This is a genomic window from Wolbachia endosymbiont of Ctenocephalides felis wCfeT (genome assembly GCF_012277295.1).
Classification (GTDB): domain Bacteria; phylum Pseudomonadota; class Alphaproteobacteria; order Rickettsiales; family Anaplasmataceae; genus Wolbachia.
Genome location: NZ_CP051156.1, coordinates 1,171,740 through 1,191,153 on the forward strand (window position 1 = coordinate 1,171,740; position 19,414 = coordinate 1,191,153).

A 19,414-nucleotide genomic window follows, 5' to 3' on the forward strand; every position below is an offset into this window, starting at 1 on the left:
GTAATTTTCAGAGCTTTTCTACAAACCAAACTATTCATTTTTTGACATAACCGTATTCATAGCTAGATTGTTGTCAACCAAAATAATAATGTATTCTGCGCGAAGTTGTGGTATAATTATAGAATGTTTTGGAAATTTGGAAATAATAATATATGACCGGTCCTATAGAAGAATCTAAGATCAGCTCTATACTAGAACCTAATGAATTGAGAAAGCGTTTACAAGGATCTTACCGCACTGATGAGAAGGGTTGTGTGCGTTATCTTGTGGAAAAAACAGAGATTTCAGCTGATTCAAAAAATAGAATTTATAATATTGCAAAACAAGTTATCGAGAAGATTAAAGGCAGTAAATTAGGGGTGATAGATTCTTTTATGCAGAAGTATTCTCTTTCTAATGATGAAGGTGTAACTCTGATGTGCCTTGCTGAATCGTTGCTCAGAATACCAGATAATTATACAATAGATGAACTAATTAAGGATAAAATTGCCAATCAACAATGGGGTAAGCATTCAGGACACTCTCCTTCATTGTTTGTAAATGCCTCTACATGGGGATTAATAGTAGGTAGTAGTATATTGAGAGATAATAAGGGAGATTCTAAATTTTATAATGCAATCTCTAAATTACTTAAAAATCTAGGAGAGCCAATAATTCGTAAAGCAGTAAAAGAAGCAATGATGATGCTTGGTAAACATTTCGTTATTGGAGAGAGTATAGAAAAAGCACTGGAAAACGCAAAATCAGGTAATAGTAGCAAATACTTATGCTCTTTTGATATGCTTGGTGAAGCTGCTCGTACAGCTAGTGATGCAGAAGAATATTTCAATTCGTATATGCATTCAATAAGGGCTATCGGTGCATCAGCTGAAGTGGACGATTGTTATAAGTCTCATGGTATTTCAATCAAATTATCCGCATTGCATCCACGTTATGAGTTCAATCAATTCGATAATATAGCGGAGGAATTGAAGGTAAGATTACTGGAACTTTGTCATGAAGCGAAAAAATATAATATTCCTCTATGTATAGATGCGGAGGAGTCAGAAAGGCTTGAAATGTCGTTAATTTTATTCGAATATCTGCGTCTTGATAAGTCGCTTGAAGGTTGGGAGGGGCTTGGATTAGCCGTTCAGGCATACCAAAAGCGTGCTTTGGCAGCTCTTGATTTTGTTGAGGATGTTGCTATTCGATCAAAGCACAAAGTTATGGTAAGACTTGTAAAAGGTGCATATTGGGATTCAGAAATTAAGCACACACAAGAGCTGGGATTAAGTGGTTATTCAGTATTCACAAGGAAGAGTTATACCGATGTGTGCTATTTAACTTGTGCGCAAAAGCTGCTTAGCAAGCCAAATACCTTTTACCCATGCTTTGGAACTCATAATGCCTACACTTTTGCAGCTATTATGGAATTTGCTGATAAAAATCACCCTGGATTTGAGTTTCAACGCTTACATGGAATGGGTAAAGACTTATATGATTATGCAATGTCAGAGGTTGCAACAAGTATAAATTGCCGTGTATATGCACCAGTTGGCAAGCATAGCGATTTATTACCATATCTTATTAGACGCTTGCTTGAGAATGGAGCTAACAGTTCATTTGTTAATCAAATAAACGATCCTAATGTTAGAATTGAAGATTTAGTTGCTGATCCACTGGAAAAAGCCAAAAGCTTCGAATACGAGCCTCATCCAAGCATTCCACTGCCACGAGATATTTTGGGAGAAGAAAGAAAAAATTCCTTGGGAATGGATATTAGTGATTCAGTGACAGTAGCACAATTTACAGATGACATAAAAAAATTTAGTGAAAAAAAATGGCAAGTTGGGCCAATTATTGAAGGAAATGTACTACTTGATGATGCTAATTTTACTGAAGTGGTGAATCCTGCACATTTGGAGCATATTATTGGAGAAGTATCAAATACAACTGGAGTTCAAGCTTTAAATGCTCTGGAAAAAGCGCATAGAGCTTTTCCTGAATGGCAGAATACTCCGGCAGAAAAGCGTGCTGAATATCTTGAAAAAGCTGCAGATTTGCTTGAAGGTAGAATGACACAATTAATCTATATTCTAATTGTTGAAGCGGGTAAAATTTTATCTGATGCTATAGCAGAAGTAAGAGAGGCAGTGGATTTCTTACGTTATTATGCAGCTATAGCAAAGAATGAACTGAGTAATTGGAAAAAATTACCAGGCCCAGCAGGTGAAGATAATTTTATCTTTTTTGAGGGGCGGGGAGTTTTTTTATGCATATCACCATGGAATTTTCCACTTGCTATATTTTTAGGGCAGGTTTCGGCTGCACTTGCAGCCGGTAATGCAGTATTGGCGAAGCCAGCAGAACAAACACCCATTATTGCCTATGAAGCTGTAAAAATTCTGCATGAAGCTGGTGTACCGAAAGATGTATTACATCTTATCCCAGGAGATGGCGCATATTTGGGTAAAACTTTAATACCAGATAATAGAGTTGCTGGAGTGGCTTTCACTGGTTCAACACAAACTGCACAAATAATTAACAAAATGCTTGCCAGCAGAAATGGTCCTATCGTGCCACTTATTGCTGAGACCGGTGGATTAAATGCTATGATTGTTGATAGTTCTGCTCTTTTAGAACAGGTAACTATGGATGTTCTGCTTTCCGCATTTCGCAGTAGCGGTCAGCGATGTTCTGCGCTTAGGGTGTTGTTTATTCAAGAAGATATTGCAGAAAAACAGATAAAAATGATCTGCGGTGCAGCGCAAGAGTTAAGAGTTGGTGATCCAATACATTTTAGTACTGATATTGGTCCAATAATTGATAAGACATCTCTTAATATGTTAATTAAACATACAAATAAGATGTCAGAGGATAGAAATTCGAACCTTTTGTTCAAAGTTCCCATGAATGTAAGTTCTCAAAATGGTCATTTCTTTTCTCCATACATTTATGAAATACAAGCAATTTCGCAATTAGAACAAGAGGTATTTGGCCCTATTTTACATGTCATACGCTTCAGTAAGGCACAACTGGATAAGGTTATAGATGATATAAATAACACAGGCTATGGGCTCACATTTTCTTTGCAAAGTCGCATACAAAACCAAATTGATTCAATTAGCAAAAAAATATCAGCTGGTAATGTATATATTAACCGAAATCAAATAGGTGCAGCAGTTGGCATACAGCCATTTGGTGGCAGAGGATTATCAGGGACTGGACCAAAAGCTGGCGGTCCTAATTATTTACAACGTTTTTCTACGGAAAAAGTTGTTAGTGTTAATACTACGGCATTTGGTGGTAATACCACACTTATGTGTCTAGATTAATTTTTATATAGCTCAAGCTAATTATAAGGTGGAAAATGCAGATTTTTTGGTGATGATGTGAATATTTCAACTCCATCTTGTGTTACTCCAAGTGTGTGCTCAAATTGAGCAGAAAGCGACAGGTCGCGTGTTGTTACTGTCCAGCCATCTAGTTTACTAAGCAGAGTTTCGCATTTTCCAGCATTGATCATTGGTTCTATTGTAAAAAACATACCTTCCTTTAGTACCAAATTTTCATCTTCATTGTAAAAATGTACTACATTTGGCGGTGCATGAAATACTTTACCTATTCCATGTCCACAATAATTGCGTACAATGGAGTAATTAAAATCGCCAATATAATTTTCTATAGCACGTCCTATCTCATTCAGCTTATTACCTGGTTTAACTTGTTTTATTGCTTCCATCAATGCATTATAAGTGGCATCACACAAACGCTTTGCTTTTATTGATGGTTTTCCTGCCCAAAACATACGACTTGTATCGCCATACCAACCATCTAAAATGACTGTAACATCAATATTTAAAATATCCCCATCTTTAAGTGGTATATCATCGGGAATACCATGACATACAACAGCATTTTTTGAAGTGCAAATCGACTTAGGATAACCTTTATAGTTCAACGGTGCTGGAATTGCCCCTGCTTCTATTATGAAGCCGTGACACATATCATTTAACTCGTTGGTTGTTACTCCCACTTTTACATGTGGTGCGATGAAATCAAGGGTTTCGGCTGCCAGCCTACCAGCTTTACGCATAAATTCAAAATCTTCTTGCGAATGTATCATTACGTTCATATTTTTTATATAGTCGTTGTTTTGCCTTACAGCAGCATTATGTTAGTTAGTGACAGGTTCAGAAATGTGTTCTATTTTAACATTTACATCCTGACCCAACGCAACCAATAAGTTGAGTAAATACTCCAATGAAAAAACCTCAATTCTTGATCTATTAATTTGAGATACTTTGGGCTGATCAATCTTTAGAGCATCTGCTGCTTTTTTTTGTGTTTTGTATTTTTTGCTTATTAATCGCGCAACGACCCTTATTAACTTTAGCTTTGTATCCTTTACATCACTAAGCTCTATTGTTATAGGATAGATTAATTTTAAATCCTTCATGACTATTTTAATTTTTCTTCCTTGAATAGCACATGTCTTCTTACTTTTGGATCATATTTCATGAACTCCAGTTTTTTAGTAAGCTTCTTAGGATTGCGCTTTTTCACATAAAAATAACCTGTCAATTTTTCTTCACCAGTTCTTGTTACCTTAGTTGCAGTGCTAACCAGCTTAACAAGGAGAGAAGCAGCTTTTTTTGCCATACTTATAGTAATATAATTAAATCCTATGTGATTTTATTACGCAAAACATTAAAAGTCAATCGTTTTAATCAGATTAGATTGTAAAATTCTTGACAGTCAATGGTGTACTAGGTAATATTTACAATGGAAAACAAACGGTAAATTAGTTGCATTAGTGGCGAATAGTGGTAAAAGGTTACTTTTAATAGAAAATTCTATATGCTCTGACGAGGTTAGAGTTGCCTTATCAGTTAATAATAAGGTTGTAGAATTTGAGCAAGAATTCAAGGAAAAAAAACAATTACGAGGTAATATATATGTTGCTTATGTAAAACGTATAGAACCTTCTCTTCAAGCTGTGTTTATTGAATATGGTAAGAATAAACAGGGTTTTTTATCTTTTTCTGAAATATCGTTGGATTATTTCAATATTCCAGAAGAAGAAAAAGAAGCACTCTTTGAAAGTCATTTTAATGATCAAAATGCAGAGGAGAGCTCGGATTCTACTTCTAACAAGAGTACAGGCAATGGTTTTATTAGAGGAGTGCTATTATATAAGAAGTATAAGCTACAGGATGTTATTTCAATAAATCAAAAATTATTAGTTCAGCTAACCAAAGAAGAGCGAAGCAGCAAAGGTGCTTCATTTACAACTTATATCACTTTAGTAGGCAGGTATTGTGTCTTTATGCCAAGTTCCATGAGTAAAGGTGGAGTGTCGCGTAGAATTGAGGATGCAAATACAAGGAAGCAACTAAAAGATATACTGGGTTCAATAAATTTACCAAAAAGGTCCGGTCTAATAATAAGAACTGTTGGTTCAGAAAAGAGCAGAAAGGAAATAGAGCAGGATTATAATTACCTCTCTTCATTGTGGCAGAATATTCAAAATAATTCGTCTGCTATTAATACTTCATCATTAATCTACAATGAAGCGGATGTTATTATGAGGTCTGTTCGTGATTTCTGCAGTGATGGTGTGGAAATTGTAGTATCTGGAAAGGAGGCTTTTGAAGCAGTAAAACAATATACTAGGCATGCATTGAAAGGCAGTAAATTGCGATATAAGCTATACAAGGGCTATGTTCCAATATTTACTTACTACGGCATTGAAGAGCAAATTTCTGAGTTATATAGCAACAGAGTGAAATTATCATCTGGTGGATCTTTGATAATAACTTTAACTGAAGCATTTGTCTCAATAGATGTAAACTCAGGAAAAATGACTGGGGAAGATAGCATAGAAGAAACAGCTTATAGGACAAATATGGAGGCAGTTCCTGAAATATATAGGCAGGTGAATTTAAGAGGATTATCAGGGTTAATAGTAGTTGATTTTATTGACATGCTAAAATATAAGTACTGTAGAGATGTTGAATCTGCTATAAGGCAGGCGTTTAGAAATGACAAAGCAAAAGTTCAGTTTAGCTATATAAATGATTTTGGGATAATGGTGTTTTCAAGGCAAAGAATTAAGTCAAATATACAGGAAGTCAATACTACAGAATGTTCACATTGCAAAGGTGTTGGAAGAGTAAAATCAAATGAAGTGATTGTCGCTTCAATATTGAGAGAATTGCAACATGTTGCTAGCAGATACAGGAATAAGACATTTGATTTAGTGGCGCACGGTGCAGTTATAGCGCATATCTTTAATAATAAGCGTGATACGATTGCTACAATTGAAAAGGAATTTAATATTGCATTAAATATTACGACTGATGATAGCTTAGATGCAAATACATTTATTTTAAAGCATGGAGATGGTGTTAGTTTAAATGATCATAAACCGCTGCAAAATTCTGGATATCAGGTTGAAGCAAGCAATAATAATGAAAAAGCTGAAAGCAATTTTTGGTTAACTAGATGGCTTTCACGCCTTTTAAGCTCTAGTAATTAGACTTGTTGCATAAAGCCAGTTTTAAACTATTTACTAGTCTGATTGAAGAAGTTGGCTTAGTTTTGTAGGAAGAGTTTGCAATTTTTTTATGCACTTTCAAGATCAAAGTATTGCAGTTTTTGGCCTTGGTAAGACTGGCTTATCGGTCATTAATTTTCTTACAAATAGCGGAGCAAGAGTATATGCATGGGATGATTGTGATGAGCAAATAGCAAATGCAAAAGTAATATACAAAAAGTGCAACTTTGTTCATCCTAAGGAATATAATTGGAATGAAGTAACTGCACTGATTTTGAGCCCTGGAATTCCGCTTTACTATCCAGAGCCGCACTGGATAGTGAAGCTTGCAAAAAGATTTAATTGCAAAATCAAATCAGATATTGAGTTATTCCTTGAAGCTAAGGCTGCAAATCAGAAAATAGTAGGTGTTACAGGTACAAATGGCAAATCAACTACTACGTCGCTAATAGGACACATATTAAAGTTTGCAGGGAAAAAAGTAGGAGTCGGAGGGAATTTAGGTACTCCAGTTTTGAATTTAAACAGAGATGCGGAAATTTATGTGATTGAGCTCTCCTCTTTTCAATTGGAATTAATGAATACACCTACGGTCATTTCAGCGTGTAGCACTGCAACTGTAAAGCAAGAATTGGTGTCATCACAGTGCTTGACACTGGGATCCAGTATTTGGACAAAAAAGATAGATATTGCAGTACTGCTCAACATTACACCAGATCACATAGATAGACATGGGAGTATGGAAAATTATATAGCAGCTAAGTCGAAGCTGATAGAAGGTAGCAACATTGCAGTGATAGGATGCGACAACGAGATTACTGCTAACATATTTAATAAATTTACTGGAAATAAAATTCCTGTTTCAGCTTCAATGCCATTTCGACCACTCTTTTTGTCATCCCAGTGCTCAGACACTGGGATCCAGGAAAATTTAGTAAAATTAGAGCTATCAATAGAAGATGCAAAAATAAACTTAACATCAAACGCAGAAAACATAGCATCTGCATATGCTGTATGTGGGCTACTTGGTGTTAGCCAAAGCGCTATTATTGATAGTATGAAGTCATTTTCAGGGTTAAGACACAGAAATGAACTGCTTGGTAAAATAAAAAATGTGCTATTTGTAAACGATAGTAAAGCAACCAACGCTGAATCCAGCGAAAAAGCAATTTTATCTTATGAAAATATATACTGGATAGTTGGTGGAAGGAGTAAAGAAGGCGGGATAGAGTCATTGAGTAAATATTTTCATAGAATTAAAAAAGCTTTTCTTATTGGAGAGTCGGCAACAGCTTTTGCGAGCGTTCTAAAGGGTAAAGTAGATTTGATGAAGTGTGATAATCTTGAAAATGCATTCAAGTTAGCCTGTAAGGATGCTTTTAGCACTCGAGAGGAAGTAACAATACTACTTTCCCCTGCATGCGCTTCTTTTGACCAGTGGAAGCATTTTGAAGAACGCGGCGAAGCTTTTTGCAATATGTTTGAAAAATTAAAGGATTCGTTTACAATAACACATGCTATTTGACGCGATATACAGTGGAACAAGACGAGATAAAACTAATAGTAGAACAATTAATTAAGGTTATTCCATTTAAAGGAATAAGCGATGAGACTTTGTTGAAGGTATGCACAGAGATTAATTTAGCAAATAGCTTTTGTAAATTTCAGGATGGGATATATAGCGCTCTGGAGTACATAGCCGAAGATCTAAATAATTTAATGGAGATTAAGCTACAAAACTCCAATTTAGAAGATATGAAAGTGCGTGAGAGAATCAAGCTAGCAGTGCGAATACGTCTCACAAACTATTCCAAATTACCAAATTACAGAGAATTCTTAAAAAAAGTTTTATCATTTTCTGTGCTGCCAAAAAATACATATTTTGCTAGTAAGCTTTTGTGTAAAATTGTTAACACAATTTGGTATGGAATTCATGATCAATCAACGGATTTTAATTATTATACGAAACGGGCAATATTAGCTGGAGTGTATCTAAGTACGGTGTTTTATTTTACTAATGATTATTCGGAAGATTTTGCGGATACTCTATCATTTCTCGATAGGCGTATCAACAATGTTATGACGTTTCAAAAATTTAAAACCCGCTTAAAGGGAATTGTAGGAAATTTCTTATAGAATATCTATTTTACAATGCTACCTAATTTACTTAATAAAGTAAGTAAGTATGGACCTGCCATACTTGCAATAAAACTTCCTGCGTAGTATAGAATAATACACTTAACAGCAAGGCCAAATAAAAGGTATCCATTCAGGTGTATGGCTTAAGAAGCAATAGCCAGTAGGTTTTGAAAAGGATTTAACTTCTTTTGCCTCCAAGTCAAGTACAATGAAATTATCCTCTCAAGAAACATATTTCCCCGTTTCGATTGTGTAAAATATGAAACTTTTCGGTAAACAACGTAATGCCGAATCTGTTGCTCAGCATAGTTGTTTGTCAGTGGAATATTTTCTGGATCGTCCAAAAATTTCCACATCATCAGATCCGATTTCATGATATTTTTTGCTACTCGAGACGCTCCAATTGCCTCGGGTAAATTTGATATATTCTTTAAGTAATATCTCGTTCACTTGCGTAATTTTCTTGCTCTTCTTATGAACCTTAATGTGTCTATTTCATCCTTTAACAGAGCTTTTTTCAATGCAAATAATTCAGTAGCAACATTCCTTAAATAATACCCCAAAACTTTCACTTCGCTATTCCAACTATGAGACAACCTTTCAAAATCTCTTGCTAAATGTGCCCAACAGACCTGCCTTTTCTTGCTGGAAAAGTAGTTGTAAGCTGCATATCTGTCGGTCACTACTAGGTTGTTATTCTTTCCAAATTTACTATTTTCCAGGACTTTCATCCCTCTTGACTCTGTCAATTTGATCACACTTCCTATTTTGCTCGCAAACATCCAGCACCAGCCCTGTTTACCTTTGTTGTAATGGCTAGTTTCATCGATATGTAAAATTTTGCTCTTGCTTACCTCTTCCTCAATTTGCTCATATGCTTCTTGGCATTTTTCTGCCACTCTAGCCTCGCTATTTGATACACTACCGACGCTGATATCCAGGTTGAAAATGTCCTTTATAATATTTGCCACTTCTTTTTTCGAATTCTTGTAAAATCCACTTAATGCTGCAATTACTGACTTAACTCTTGGACCAAATGTGTCCGCAGTTACTCCTTCTTGTAGCTTGCTACTTTTTCTTTTTCCACATCTTTTGCAACGTCCATGCTCTAGTTGATATTCAACTACATACGGCTTGATTTCCGGCAAATCGACCTTTTGATGAGTATACGGATCTTTTGATACCGCAATTTCTCCTCCGCACTCACACGTATTGGGCAGTTCTATTTTTACCATCTCATCTGCCTCCATTTTAGGGCGGTAACTGCCTTTATGTCCAACCTGTGCTCCTACTTTCCTGTCACTTTTTGGCTTATTTTCCCTCATCTTATATAATTCTTTGGAGCTTGGTATAGATGAATTTTTTGAACTTAAGCCAAGCCTTTCTTTTAACTCAGCGTTTTCGATCCTTAGCGCTTTATTTTCTGCTTTAAGCTCTTCTATTTTTGTTTCTAACTTTTCTATAGTCTGCTTAAACTTTCGCAAAATTCTAAAAGATCAACCATATTACCTCACAGCCACTCTAGTTTACCTTTTTAGCATTCCTTGTCTACTCTTTATTTTACCGCCCGGCTGAATGGATACGTAAAAAGAGTCTTGCTCCACATAATAACAAAACTTCTCCCTTGATAATGTCCCATTCATCAGTTCTTGGTTGAATGGATGATTGATAATATCTTGATAAACGTGTTCTGACTTTCTCCATGCTATTTCTGATAGTTTTACCATTTTTATTCCTCCATAATTTTATTAAGTGTTGGCCATAAGTGATAAAAGTGATGAACTGGCCCAATTCCTTTACCAATACGTTGGTTTTTTGCAGCTTCTAAAGCTTTGCTTAAATATTCTTTTGCTATTTTACAACTCTCAAAAAGATTTAAACCAAGAGCTAAACAGGCAGCAATTGCAGCAGATAATGTACACCCTGTTCCATGAGTGTTTTTAGTTTCAATCCTTAAAGAACTAAACCATCCATAGTCATTATCGGCCGTGATAAGAAGGTCACATGACTCACTACAATTTTCTAAATGTCCACCCTTTAGTAATACAGACTTTGGACCGAGTTTTAGTAATTCTTGTGCAACAGTGGACATCTCTTCCTCAGTACTAGCTTTTATACCTGTTAATTCTTCGGCTTCTAGTAGATTCGGAGTGATTACTGTGCTCATTGGAATAATTTTTTCCTTGATAAATTCAACCGCCTCTGGCAGGAGAAGATAATCCCCACTCTTTGCTACCATTACTGGATCAACTACAATTGGTATGTTAGCAGCATATTTTGAGAGAAATTCAGAAACTAGCTCTACAACCTCGGTACTAAATAGCATACCTACTTTTATAGCATCTGGAGTTATATCCTCGAAAATAACCTCTAGCTGATCCTTGATTGATTCCAGTGGTAATGGGTAGCACTTTTTCACCCCTGTAGTATTCTGTACTGGCAAAGCAGTTAATACTGTCATGCCATAACAACCAAAAGCTGAAAACACTTTAAGATCTGCTTGGATACCAGCACCTCCTGATCCGTCAAAACCTGCAATTGAAAGAGCTTTGTACTTCATAGTCTTTTTCTCATAAATTCAAAATTAGGGCTATACAAAGCATCAAGAAACGCTACTTTAAAAGATCCAGGGCAAGACGCTTTCTGTTCTGCTTGTTCACCACATAAACCGTAGAATGCAGTAGATAATAAACTTGCCTGAAATAAGTCAGTCTCTACGGAACAAAATGCAGCAGTAACCGCAGATAACACACAACCCATTCCAGTTATGTACTGCATAATAGGTGAGCCAAAAGGTAGATATTTTATAGAGCCCTTTTTTACTACAATATCAGCTGCACCGCTAGTTATAACTGTTACATTGTACCGTTCAGCTAAAGAAACAGCGTTTTTTTCTGCTTCTAAAGTAGCATCCTGTGACTCAACTCCAAGAGTCTTACCTTGATTGTTATTGTCAAGTGATATAATCTCACTTGCATTTCCACGCACAACATTGGCATATTGAATAAATTTTTGGCTCGCTTTGGTACGGATCTTTGTTGCCCCACAACCTACAGGATCAAGCACTATTATTTTTTTCAATGTTTTAGCAGCTGCTAATGCACATTCTGTTCTTTCCAAAAAAGAACTATTAAGTGTCCCTACATTAATATTAATAGAGTGTGCACAAGATATAAGTTCACTGAGTTCATTTGTTTCTTCAGACATAATTGGTGCAGCACCTATTGCAAGTAGTGCATTTGCAACAAAATCCATGGTTACATAATTAGTTAGATTTAAGATCAAAGGTTTTGATTTTCTGATCTTTTCAATATAAAATTTTATTTGTTCCAACATATTTTCTAAACCTCATTAATAATGTTACATAATTGTTGTACTTCTTTTTGTGGGTTACTTGCTTCGTGAATTGCACTCACAACTGCAATTCCAGATGCACCAGCATTGATAACTTGTGCTGCATTTTTCTTATTGATACCACCGATAGCAACAACTGGATATTTTGACAATGCAACTACCTTTTTTAAACCGTCTATTCCCCATACAGTTTTAATATTGCTTTTAGTTTTAGTTGCAAATACAGCACTTGCAGCAATGTATGTTATTTCTATATCCAGATTATTCACTCTCTCTAATTTGTCTAATGATTCAATTGAAAGACCAATAATTTTGTTGATGCCTAGTAGTTTTCGTGCTTTTTTCGGATTACCATCAGATTGACCAAGATGAACTCCATCTGCATCAATCTTGTAAGCAAGTTCAACATTATCGTTAATTATAAGTGGAATATTAAAAGGCGCTAAAACTGACTTCAATTTGCACCCAAACTCAAATAAGAATTCCATCGAAGCATGTTTATCACGCAATTGCAGTGATGTTATACCCCCTTCTGCACACCCCTTGATAAATTCAAGATACGAATCAATGTCAGTACCGTTAAGTTGAGTAATTAACATAAGCTTATATGGTTGTTTATATCCTTTACACTGGGACATAATATTTTCCATAACTTTCATATACTTGCATCAAACTTCCTTATAGCTAGCCACTCCCGTATACCACCAACTAGGCTTTTTACGTTAGAGAAACCAAGTTTTTTTAAAATTGTAACAGCTTGAAAACTACGCTTACCTGAATGGCAATAAGTAACTATTAGTTCGTACTGACTATTTATTTTAATCTTTCCTGGTAGTTGAGAGAGAGGAATATTAATTCCACCTAAGTTGTAGCACTCATGCTCTTCTGGTTCTCGCACATCTAATAATAGAACTGTAGGCTTATTTACGTACTCTTGTAATTCTCTGGCAGTGATAATCGCTTCATTTAAACAGGAAGAATTGCTCGTGTAAGAAAAAGGAGGGAGATCTTTGCTATTACATAATTGACAAGCGGTATTTTTAGTTAGGGAATAAATCTTATAGTCCATCATTAACACGTCTACTTGAAGAAGTTTGCCAATTAGAGGAGATCCTATATCTAAAATTAATTTAATAATTTCAGCTGCTTGTATCATTCCCAAGATTCCCGGTACAACACCTAATATTCCGGTTTCACTGCAATTCAACAAGCTTTCTTCACCTTGATTGGCAGGGAAAATACAATTATAACAAGGATATTTAAAAGGAACAAAAATTGTACAATGACCCTTAAATTCTGAAGCGCTTGCAGCAACATTAATTTTTTGCAGAGCGATACAAATGTAATTAACCAAATAGCGAGTTTCAAAATTATCACTTCCATCTGCAATGATGTCATATTGCCTAAAAATCTCTTCTGCATTTTTGATTGTTAACCTCTCCGTATAAATTTTAACATTAATGTCAGGATTTAATTTTTTAAGTCTTTCCTGAGCTGTGATAGCCTTATTTCTATTAATATCAGAGGTGCTAAATAAGATCTGTCTGTGTAAGTTTGAAATCTCCACTGAATCATCATCTATAATTCCTAGCGTTCCAATACCTGCAGCCGCTAAATAGATTGACAATGAACTTCCGATTCCTCCTGCTCCGATGCACAGTACTCTAGCCCTTTTGAGTTTTGTTTGGCCTGAACATCCAACTGATTTTAACGATAAATGACGTTTATATCTCTGTAATTCTTCACTTGAAAAGTGGTTGTAATCGATCATTGTTTTTGCCTTAGTGAAAATGCCTGTTTACAAATTTTTAAAAACTTCAGAGCAGCTTGCTCCGGATCTATACTGCTCAATACAGCAGAAATGACAGCAACTCCATCTACTTTGCATTCTAAGACGGATAGTAAGTTATCAATAGTGATTCCCCCAATGGCTACTAGAGAGCACTTTAAAAGCTTACGACAGCGCTTCAAATTAGATGTTCCCTGTGGTGCAAAAAACATTTGTTTAGAAGTAGTTGGAAAAATTGGACCATAAGCTATATAGGATGGCCTTAGAGCGTAAGCTCTTGCTAATTCATGATAGCTATGAGTACTTATCCCTAGCCTCATTCCAGCTTGCGCAATAGCTTTACAATCAGCGCTTATTAGGTCCTCTTGCCCTAAATGTATACCGTACGCATTATACCTTATAGCTAATTCCCAGTGATCATTAATGAATAGTTTAGCTTTATACTTTTGAGCAATCTCAACGCCTGTTCTTATTTCATCTTCAAGTTCTTTTCCTTGAAGACCCTTAATGCGTAGCTGGATAGTTTGAATACCTATAACAAAAAGTCTTTCCAACCAGTAACTGGAGTTGACTATGGGGCAAAAGGCTAACGCTTCTAAATCGCATTGAGGAAAGTTGGGTTGATTCACTCCTTCATGTGCTGATTTAGTAATCCATGGTAAATCTTCATGTGATGTTAGCCAGTTGTGCTGAATAGCAGTCTGACAAGCCACTCTTGTTTCCTGGCTTACATAGGATTTTCCAATCACAAGAGCATCAGACAAACTATAGCCCAAAGCCAAACAAGCTGTTATAGTAGCAGATAAAATATTTCCGGAGTTGTGATTTTTTCTCCTGCTATCAATAGTAATCCAGTATTGCTGCTTTCCATCTGCCCAGTAGTCTTGGCAACACCTGCTCAAACCATTTCTACCCTTGATTAAGACACTTTGCTTTCCGTAATTTAACAATCTTCTGGCTGCTTTTTCTATATCAGTGGAATTCTTAATGGTACAATCTAATAATTCTTCAACTTCTAAAATGGAAAGTATTAACAGATCAACGTAAGGTATAATATTTTCAATTAAATAATTTTTATCATCCCAATTTAATAATGGCACACCATCTAAAGATAAAATAACTGGATCACATACAACATACCCATTATAGCGCTTTAGAAAAGAGGATATCTCCTGCATAATTGACATAGGGCCTAGCATACCAAGCTTAATAGACTTTGGTTTCTCTAACTCAGTAATTTGAGCGTTTATAACTGCAGAAGCAGTAAATGTTATATCTGGCACTTTATGACTATTTTGTGCTGTTATAGCAGTAACTACGGAATAGCTTTCGACCTCAAAAGTGTTGAAGACTTTTATATCACTCTGAATACCAATTTCCCCTGAACTTAACTCAGCTATAGTCCACACAATAGGTTTTTTCATTTTATTGCTCCTTGCTTCCAAAATGGCGTATCGATTAATGGGGTACTAGTGTTTGCTATGTTTCTTTTAGGCATAATTCCGGCTTTAAAAGCTCGTCTACCTGATTGTACTGCCAGACAAAATGCTTTTGCCATTCCTATAGGATCGAGTGCAAGTGCAACTGCACTATTGAGCAGTACCCCATCATATCCTAGTTCCATAGCCTGCGCCGCATGAGAAGGGGTACCAATACCAGCATCAACAATTAGCGTGATATTAGGTAAACGTTCCCTAAGTACTGTGAGTGCGTAGGGGTTAAGTAAACCTTGTCCTGAACCAATAGGAGCACCCCACGGCATCAATATTTGACAGCCTACTTCAACTAGTTTTTGACATGCTATTAAATCATCAGTGCAATATGGAAAGACCACAAAACCACGTCTAACAAGCTCTTGAGCGGCTTTTACTAATTCGAAAGGATTAGGTTGTAAATTATAGTCATCACCTATAACCTCCAACTTGATCCAACTTGTGTCGAAAATTTCTCGCGACATTTCAGCAATTGTAATCACTTCTTCTGCTAATCTGCATCCAGCAGTATTTGGTAGTATTCGGCGCCCCAGCCCTTTTATATAATGCCAAAAAGCTTTTCCTCCTTGTTTGTCTGGTACCTGCCTTCTTAAAGAAACAGTTACAATTTCACACTTGGAAGCCTTTATAGCTTCCTGCATAATAGAAGGAGATGGATATAATGCTGTACCTAAAAGCAGCCTGCTCTTCAGTACTTGATTTCCTATTTTCCACTCCATACTTTAACCTCCTTGCATAGGTATAACTAATTCCACTTCGTCATGATCCTTAAGAATGGTGCTTTCGTAGTGTGCTTGAGGAATAAATTCTTTATTAATAGAAGCAGCAAAAGGTATTACTACTTCTTCTTTGATCTCCAATAAAAAATCCTTAAGTGTAGTATTCACCGGTACTGACTTATTTTTACCATTGAACTTTACATATATCATTTGAAAATCCTCGTAATATTTCTGGATGCAGAATAGAATTAGTTCCCATTTCAATAACTGATATTGCTTCTTCTACTAATACTGGTGCTAATAAAAAGCCATGCCGATATAAGCCATTTATGCTCAGCAAACCTTCCGTATAAGAAATTCTTGGTAGATTATCAGGAAATGCCGGACGGCAATTGACCGATGAGCTAATTACTCTTGCCTCTGCAAATCCTGGGTGAATACTATAAGCAGCAGAAAGTAGCTCTAAGGTAGTGCGTACTGAGATTGGACTTAATTCCTCACTTTCAATCTCACTTGCACCAATAACATAAATGCTATTTTGGCGTGGAGCGATATAAATACAGTATCTTGGATGAATTAGACGAATTGGCCTAATAATTCCTACTTCAGGTGCATGCAAATAAATAAGTTCGCCTCTTACTCCACGCAAATCAGGGTGTAAATCTCTAGCCCCAAGACCACGACAGTCACACACTACATCAAAATCATATGCTTTAGATGAAGATATCACTTTTCTAGGCTCAATATTTTGTACATAAGTTTCACTTTTCCAGACAATACCTTTTTCTAGCAATGTGAATCGAAGTGCTGCGAGCAACATACGATTGTCAATTTGTCCTCCAAAATCACAATAAAGACCGTTGCTAGACCAATGGGATAAGGCGGGCTCTAATTTTGATATTTCATCGTGTGTCAGAACTTTTAGGCTAATATATAGCTTTGCCTCAATTTGGCCTTTAATGCGAGCTAGTTCATTAACATCTTGAGCATGAGCTAGTATTAAACTACCTTTGTTTTGAAAGTAGACAGATTGGCCTAATGTAGGTAAAATACTACGCCACAGGTTTATCGATTTAACCCCCACGCTATGTATAATGCTATCTGCTTTCTCAAGCTCAAAAAGAGGAGAGAGCATACCTGCTGCTGCGTAACTGCAGCTGGCTTTACCTTCTTGGTCATCAATGTCAAACAATGTAACATGCCAACCGTTTTGTAACAAATTTAAAGCTAGCAGCCTTCCGATAATACCGGCTCCTACAATACCAACTGACCTCAATTTTCCCCCTTTGATATATAAAGCTCAGATCCTTGTTCACGGAACTCATGAGATTTTTCCACCATTCCTTGCTCGATAGCTTTCTCAAAACTAAGCTGGTTTTCAGATGCATACTCCATAACCTTTTGACTAATTTTCATCGAGCAGAATTTAGGACCACACATCGAACAAAAATGTGCTACTTTTGCTGCTTGTTTAGGAAGTGTCTCATCGTGGTAACTTCTTGCAGTATCTGGATCTAATGACAGATTAAATTGATCTTCCCAGCGGAAAGAAAACCTGGCCTTAGATAGGATATCATCATGAATTCTTGCTGCTGGGTGACCTTTTGCAATATCAGCTGCATGAGCAGCAATTTTATAAGCGATTATGCCAGCTTTTACATCATCTTTATTTGGTAACCCTAAGTGTTCTTTAGGGGTAACATAACACAATAAGGCACAACCATACCAAGCAATCATTGCAGCACCAATAGCACTAGTGATATGATCGTAACCAGGTGCAATATCAGTAGTCAATGGACCGAGAGTATAAAAAGGGGCTTCGTGGCAATAGAAAAGTTGTTTATCCATGTTTTCTTGAATTAAATTCATAGGTATATGTCCTGGCCCCTCAACCATTACCTGTACATCATGTTTCCAAGCAATTTGAGTCAATTCACCTGAGGTTTCCAACTCAGCAAATTGAGCATCATCGTTAGCATCAGCCAATGATCCTGGACGTAATCCGTCCCCTAAAGAGAAGCTAATATCATAGGCCTTCATAATTTCACAAATTTCACCGAAATGTGTGTAAAGGAAATTTTCTTTATGGTGAGCAATACACCACTGAGCCATAATGGAACCACCTCGAGAAACAATACCTGTAACTCTATTAGCAGTAAGTGGAACATACCTAAGTAGTACTCCGGCATGAATAGTAAAATAATCCACTCCTTGCTCTGCTTGTTCAATTAATGTATCTCTAAAAGCCTCCCAGCTTAAATCTTCAGCAATCCCTCCAACTTTTTCCAAAGCTTGATAAATTGGCACTGTACCTATAGGAACTGGTGAATTTCTAACAATATATTCTCTAGTTATGTGGATATCTTTTCCTGTAGAAAGGTCCATTACAGTATCAGCTCCCCAACGGGTTGCCCATATCAATTTTTCCACTTCTTCAGCAATAGAAGATGTTACAGCGGAATTACCTATGTTTGCATTTATTTTAACCAAAAAGTTGCGTCCTATAACCATAGGTTCCAACTCTACGTGGTTAATATTAGCTGGTATTATGGCTCTTCCTTGTGCTACTTCATTGCGGATAAATTCAGGCGTTATAACCTTAGGAGATTTACTATCGGTAATTGCCTTACTATAAGCACTTTTTCCAGTATTATCTATAAGAGCTTTTCGGCATTGATTTTCTCGAATAGCGGCAAACTCCATCTCAGGAGTAATGATTCCTTTACGTGCGTAATGTAGTTGAGTTACTGTTGTGTCTGATTTAGCTTTTCTGGGCTTACGCGAAAATATGTTATTACCATCAAATTTCTTATCCTTTGCCCTTTTGCCACCATTATCTTCTGGTTTGACTGCTCTACCTTCGTATACAATCGTATCGTCACGCGTCTTAATCCAAGAACTACGTATATCAGGCAACCCACGGTGGATGTTAACTTTAATTTGAGGGTCAGTGTGAAAGCCTGATGTATCATAAACGGTAAAAAAAGTTCCATCTGTTAGGGAAATTTCTCGCATAGGAACACGTATCTCTGAAAAACTTTTACCACTTACGTATACTTTTTTAGAATTTGGTAGAGGATGGGTATTAATGGTTTTTGATAGTATCTTTTTATTTTTCATTTGCCGCTCCGTATAAAATTACTTACTTATATAGTTAACAATATAGCAAAGAGCGTAAATAGAAACAAAAGACGAGACTAGTAAATGCTTTCTTTTCTTACGCCAATACTAATTGGATCAAGTTCTATGGGTTTGGCTTATAAACCATCTCAGCCTATTAAAGGCACCCCAAGAAAAACACCTATTTAAGTATATTATGCTAGGTTATATATAATGAATTATTTTGTTTGTCCAGAAAAAAATTTCTTTGTGTATAAAT

The 19,414-nt window shown here is 36.1% G+C and carries 15 protein-coding genes, 3 pseudogenes and 1 riboswitch; of the genes and pseudogenes, 4 read left to right on the forward strand and 14 right to left on the reverse strand.

From position 1 onward, the window contains the following. Nucleotides 1–152 precede the first annotated feature (152 nt). On the forward strand, nucleotides 153–3,317 hold the full coding sequence (putA, locus tag HF197_RS05690; RefSeq protein WP_168464592.1) for a bifunctional proline dehydrogenase/L-glutamate gamma-semialdehyde dehydrogenase PutA: 3,165 nt from the start codon (nucleotides 153–155) through the stop codon (nucleotides 3,315–3,317). 17 nt (nucleotides 3,318–3,334) lie between these two features. On the opposite strand, the pseudogene map reads toward putA, so the two are convergent. The 3 genes and pseudogenes from map to rpmG all read right to left on the reverse strand — a co-directional run. Further along, nucleotides 3,335–4,129 (reverse strand): annotated as a pseudogene (map, locus tag HF197_RS05695) (type I methionyl aminopeptidase); the annotation flags it as partial. Between the two features lie 30 nt (nucleotides 4,130–4,159). After that, the gene (locus HF197_RS05700) at nucleotides 4,160–4,441 is read right to left on the reverse strand and encodes a helix-turn-helix domain-containing protein (RefSeq protein ID WP_168464593.1); all 282 of its coding nucleotides are present in this window, start codon (nucleotides 4,439–4,441) and stop codon (nucleotides 4,160–4,162) included. 2 nt (nucleotides 4,442–4,443) lie between these two features. Next, the gene (gene rpmG, locus HF197_RS05705) at nucleotides 4,444–4,644 is read right to left on the reverse strand and encodes a 50S ribosomal protein L33 (protein ID WP_168464594.1); all 201 of its coding nucleotides are present in this window, start codon (nucleotides 4,642–4,644) and stop codon (nucleotides 4,444–4,446) included. Between the two features lie 154 nt (nucleotides 4,645–4,798). Between rpmG and HF197_RS05710 the strand changes: the two genes are divergently transcribed. The 3 genes from HF197_RS05710 (at nucleotide 4,799) to HF197_RS05720 (ending at nucleotide 8,677) form a co-directional block, all read left to right on the forward strand. Next, entirely contained in the window at nucleotides 4,799–6,523 is a 1,725-nt protein-coding gene (locus tag HF197_RS05710) for an Rne/Rng family ribonuclease (protein ID WP_168464595.1), read from the forward strand. Between the two features lie 88 nt (nucleotides 6,524–6,611). After that, nucleotides 6,612–8,066 carry a UDP-N-acetylmuramoyl-L-alanine--D-glutamate ligase gene (gene murD / locus HF197_RS05715; RefSeq protein WP_168464596.1) on the forward strand — a complete coding sequence of 485 codons (1,455 nt, stop codon included), beginning with the start codon at nucleotides 6,612–6,614 and terminating at the stop codon, nucleotides 8,064–8,066. Nucleotides 8,067–8,077: 11 nt separating this feature from the next. After that, nucleotides 8,078–8,677: a COQ9 family protein gene (locus tag HF197_RS05720; RefSeq protein WP_174855541.1), complete on the forward strand. Its 600-nt coding sequence runs from the start codon at nucleotides 8,078–8,080 to the stop codon at nucleotides 8,675–8,677. A gap of 146 nt (nucleotides 8,678–8,823) precedes the next feature. On the opposite strand, the pseudogene tnpC reads toward HF197_RS05720, so the two are convergent. The 11 genes and pseudogenes from tnpC to thiC all read right to left on the reverse strand — a co-directional run. After that, nucleotides 8,824–10,184 (reverse strand): annotated as a pseudogene (gene tnpC / locus HF197_RS05725) (IS66 family transposase). Between the two features lie 22 nt (nucleotides 10,185–10,206). Continuing rightward, entirely contained in the window at nucleotides 10,207–10,407 is a 201-nt protein-coding gene (locus HF197_RS05730) for a thiaminase II/PqqC family protein (RefSeq protein WP_168464597.1), read from the reverse strand. Nucleotides 10,408–10,409: 2 nt separating this feature from the next. Continuing rightward, the gene (gene thiD / locus HF197_RS05735) at nucleotides 10,410–11,240 is read right to left on the reverse strand and encodes a bifunctional hydroxymethylpyrimidine kinase/phosphomethylpyrimidine kinase (RefSeq protein WP_168464598.1); all 831 of its coding nucleotides are present in this window, start codon (nucleotides 11,238–11,240) and stop codon (nucleotides 10,410–10,412) included. Next, on the reverse strand, nucleotides 11,237–12,016 hold the full coding sequence (thiM, locus tag HF197_RS05740; RefSeq protein WP_168464599.1) for a hydroxyethylthiazole kinase: 780 nt from the start codon (nucleotides 12,014–12,016) through the stop codon (nucleotides 11,237–11,239). Before thiM ends, thiD begins: the two co-directional genes overlap by 4 nt. 5 nt (nucleotides 12,017–12,021) lie before the next feature. After that, nucleotides 12,022–12,693 (reverse strand): thiamine phosphate synthase, encoded by a 672-nt coding sequence (gene thiE, locus HF197_RS05745; protein WP_218938888.1) that lies wholly within the window; start codon nucleotides 12,691–12,693, stop codon nucleotides 12,022–12,024. Next, on the reverse strand, nucleotides 12,690–13,805 hold the full coding sequence (locus HF197_RS05750) for a HesA/MoeB/ThiF family protein (protein ID WP_168464600.1): 1,116 nt from the start codon (nucleotides 13,803–13,805) through the stop codon (nucleotides 12,690–12,692). The genes thiE (HF197_RS05745) and HF197_RS05750 overlap by 4 nt, the downstream gene beginning before the upstream one ends. Then, nucleotides 13,802–15,247: a thiamine phosphate synthase gene (thiE, locus tag HF197_RS05755; protein WP_168464601.1), complete on the reverse strand. Its 1,446-nt coding sequence runs from the start codon at nucleotides 15,245–15,247 to the stop codon at nucleotides 13,802–13,804. Before thiE (HF197_RS05755) ends, HF197_RS05750 begins: the two co-directional genes overlap by 4 nt. Continuing rightward, nucleotides 15,244–16,035, reverse strand: a complete 792-nt coding sequence (locus tag HF197_RS05760; protein WP_168464602.1) for a thiazole synthase — start codon at nucleotides 16,033–16,035, stop codon at nucleotides 15,244–15,246. The genes thiE (HF197_RS05755) and HF197_RS05760 overlap by 4 nt, the downstream gene beginning before the upstream one ends. Before the next feature lie 3 nt (nucleotides 16,036–16,038). Beyond that, on the reverse strand, nucleotides 16,039–16,203 hold the full coding sequence (gene thiS, locus HF197_RS05765; protein WP_168464603.1) for a sulfur carrier protein ThiS: 165 nt from the start codon (nucleotides 16,201–16,203) through the stop codon (nucleotides 16,039–16,041). A gap of 16 nt (nucleotides 16,204–16,219) precedes the next feature. Further along, a complete protein-coding gene (gene thiO / locus HF197_RS05770; protein WP_168464604.1) occupies nucleotides 16,220–17,311 on the reverse strand; it encodes a glycine oxidase ThiO in 1,092 nt (363 codons plus the stop codon). A 101-nt stretch (nucleotides 17,312–17,412) separates the two neighbouring features. Continuing rightward, a pseudogene (gene thiC / locus HF197_RS05775) lies at nucleotides 17,413–19,155 on the reverse strand (phosphomethylpyrimidine synthase ThiC); the annotation flags it as partial. Nucleotides 19,156–19,231: 76 nt separating this feature from the next. Continuing rightward, nucleotides 19,232–19,336, reverse strand: a riboswitch (TPP riboswitch). Nucleotides 19,337–19,414: the final 78 nt, after the last annotated feature.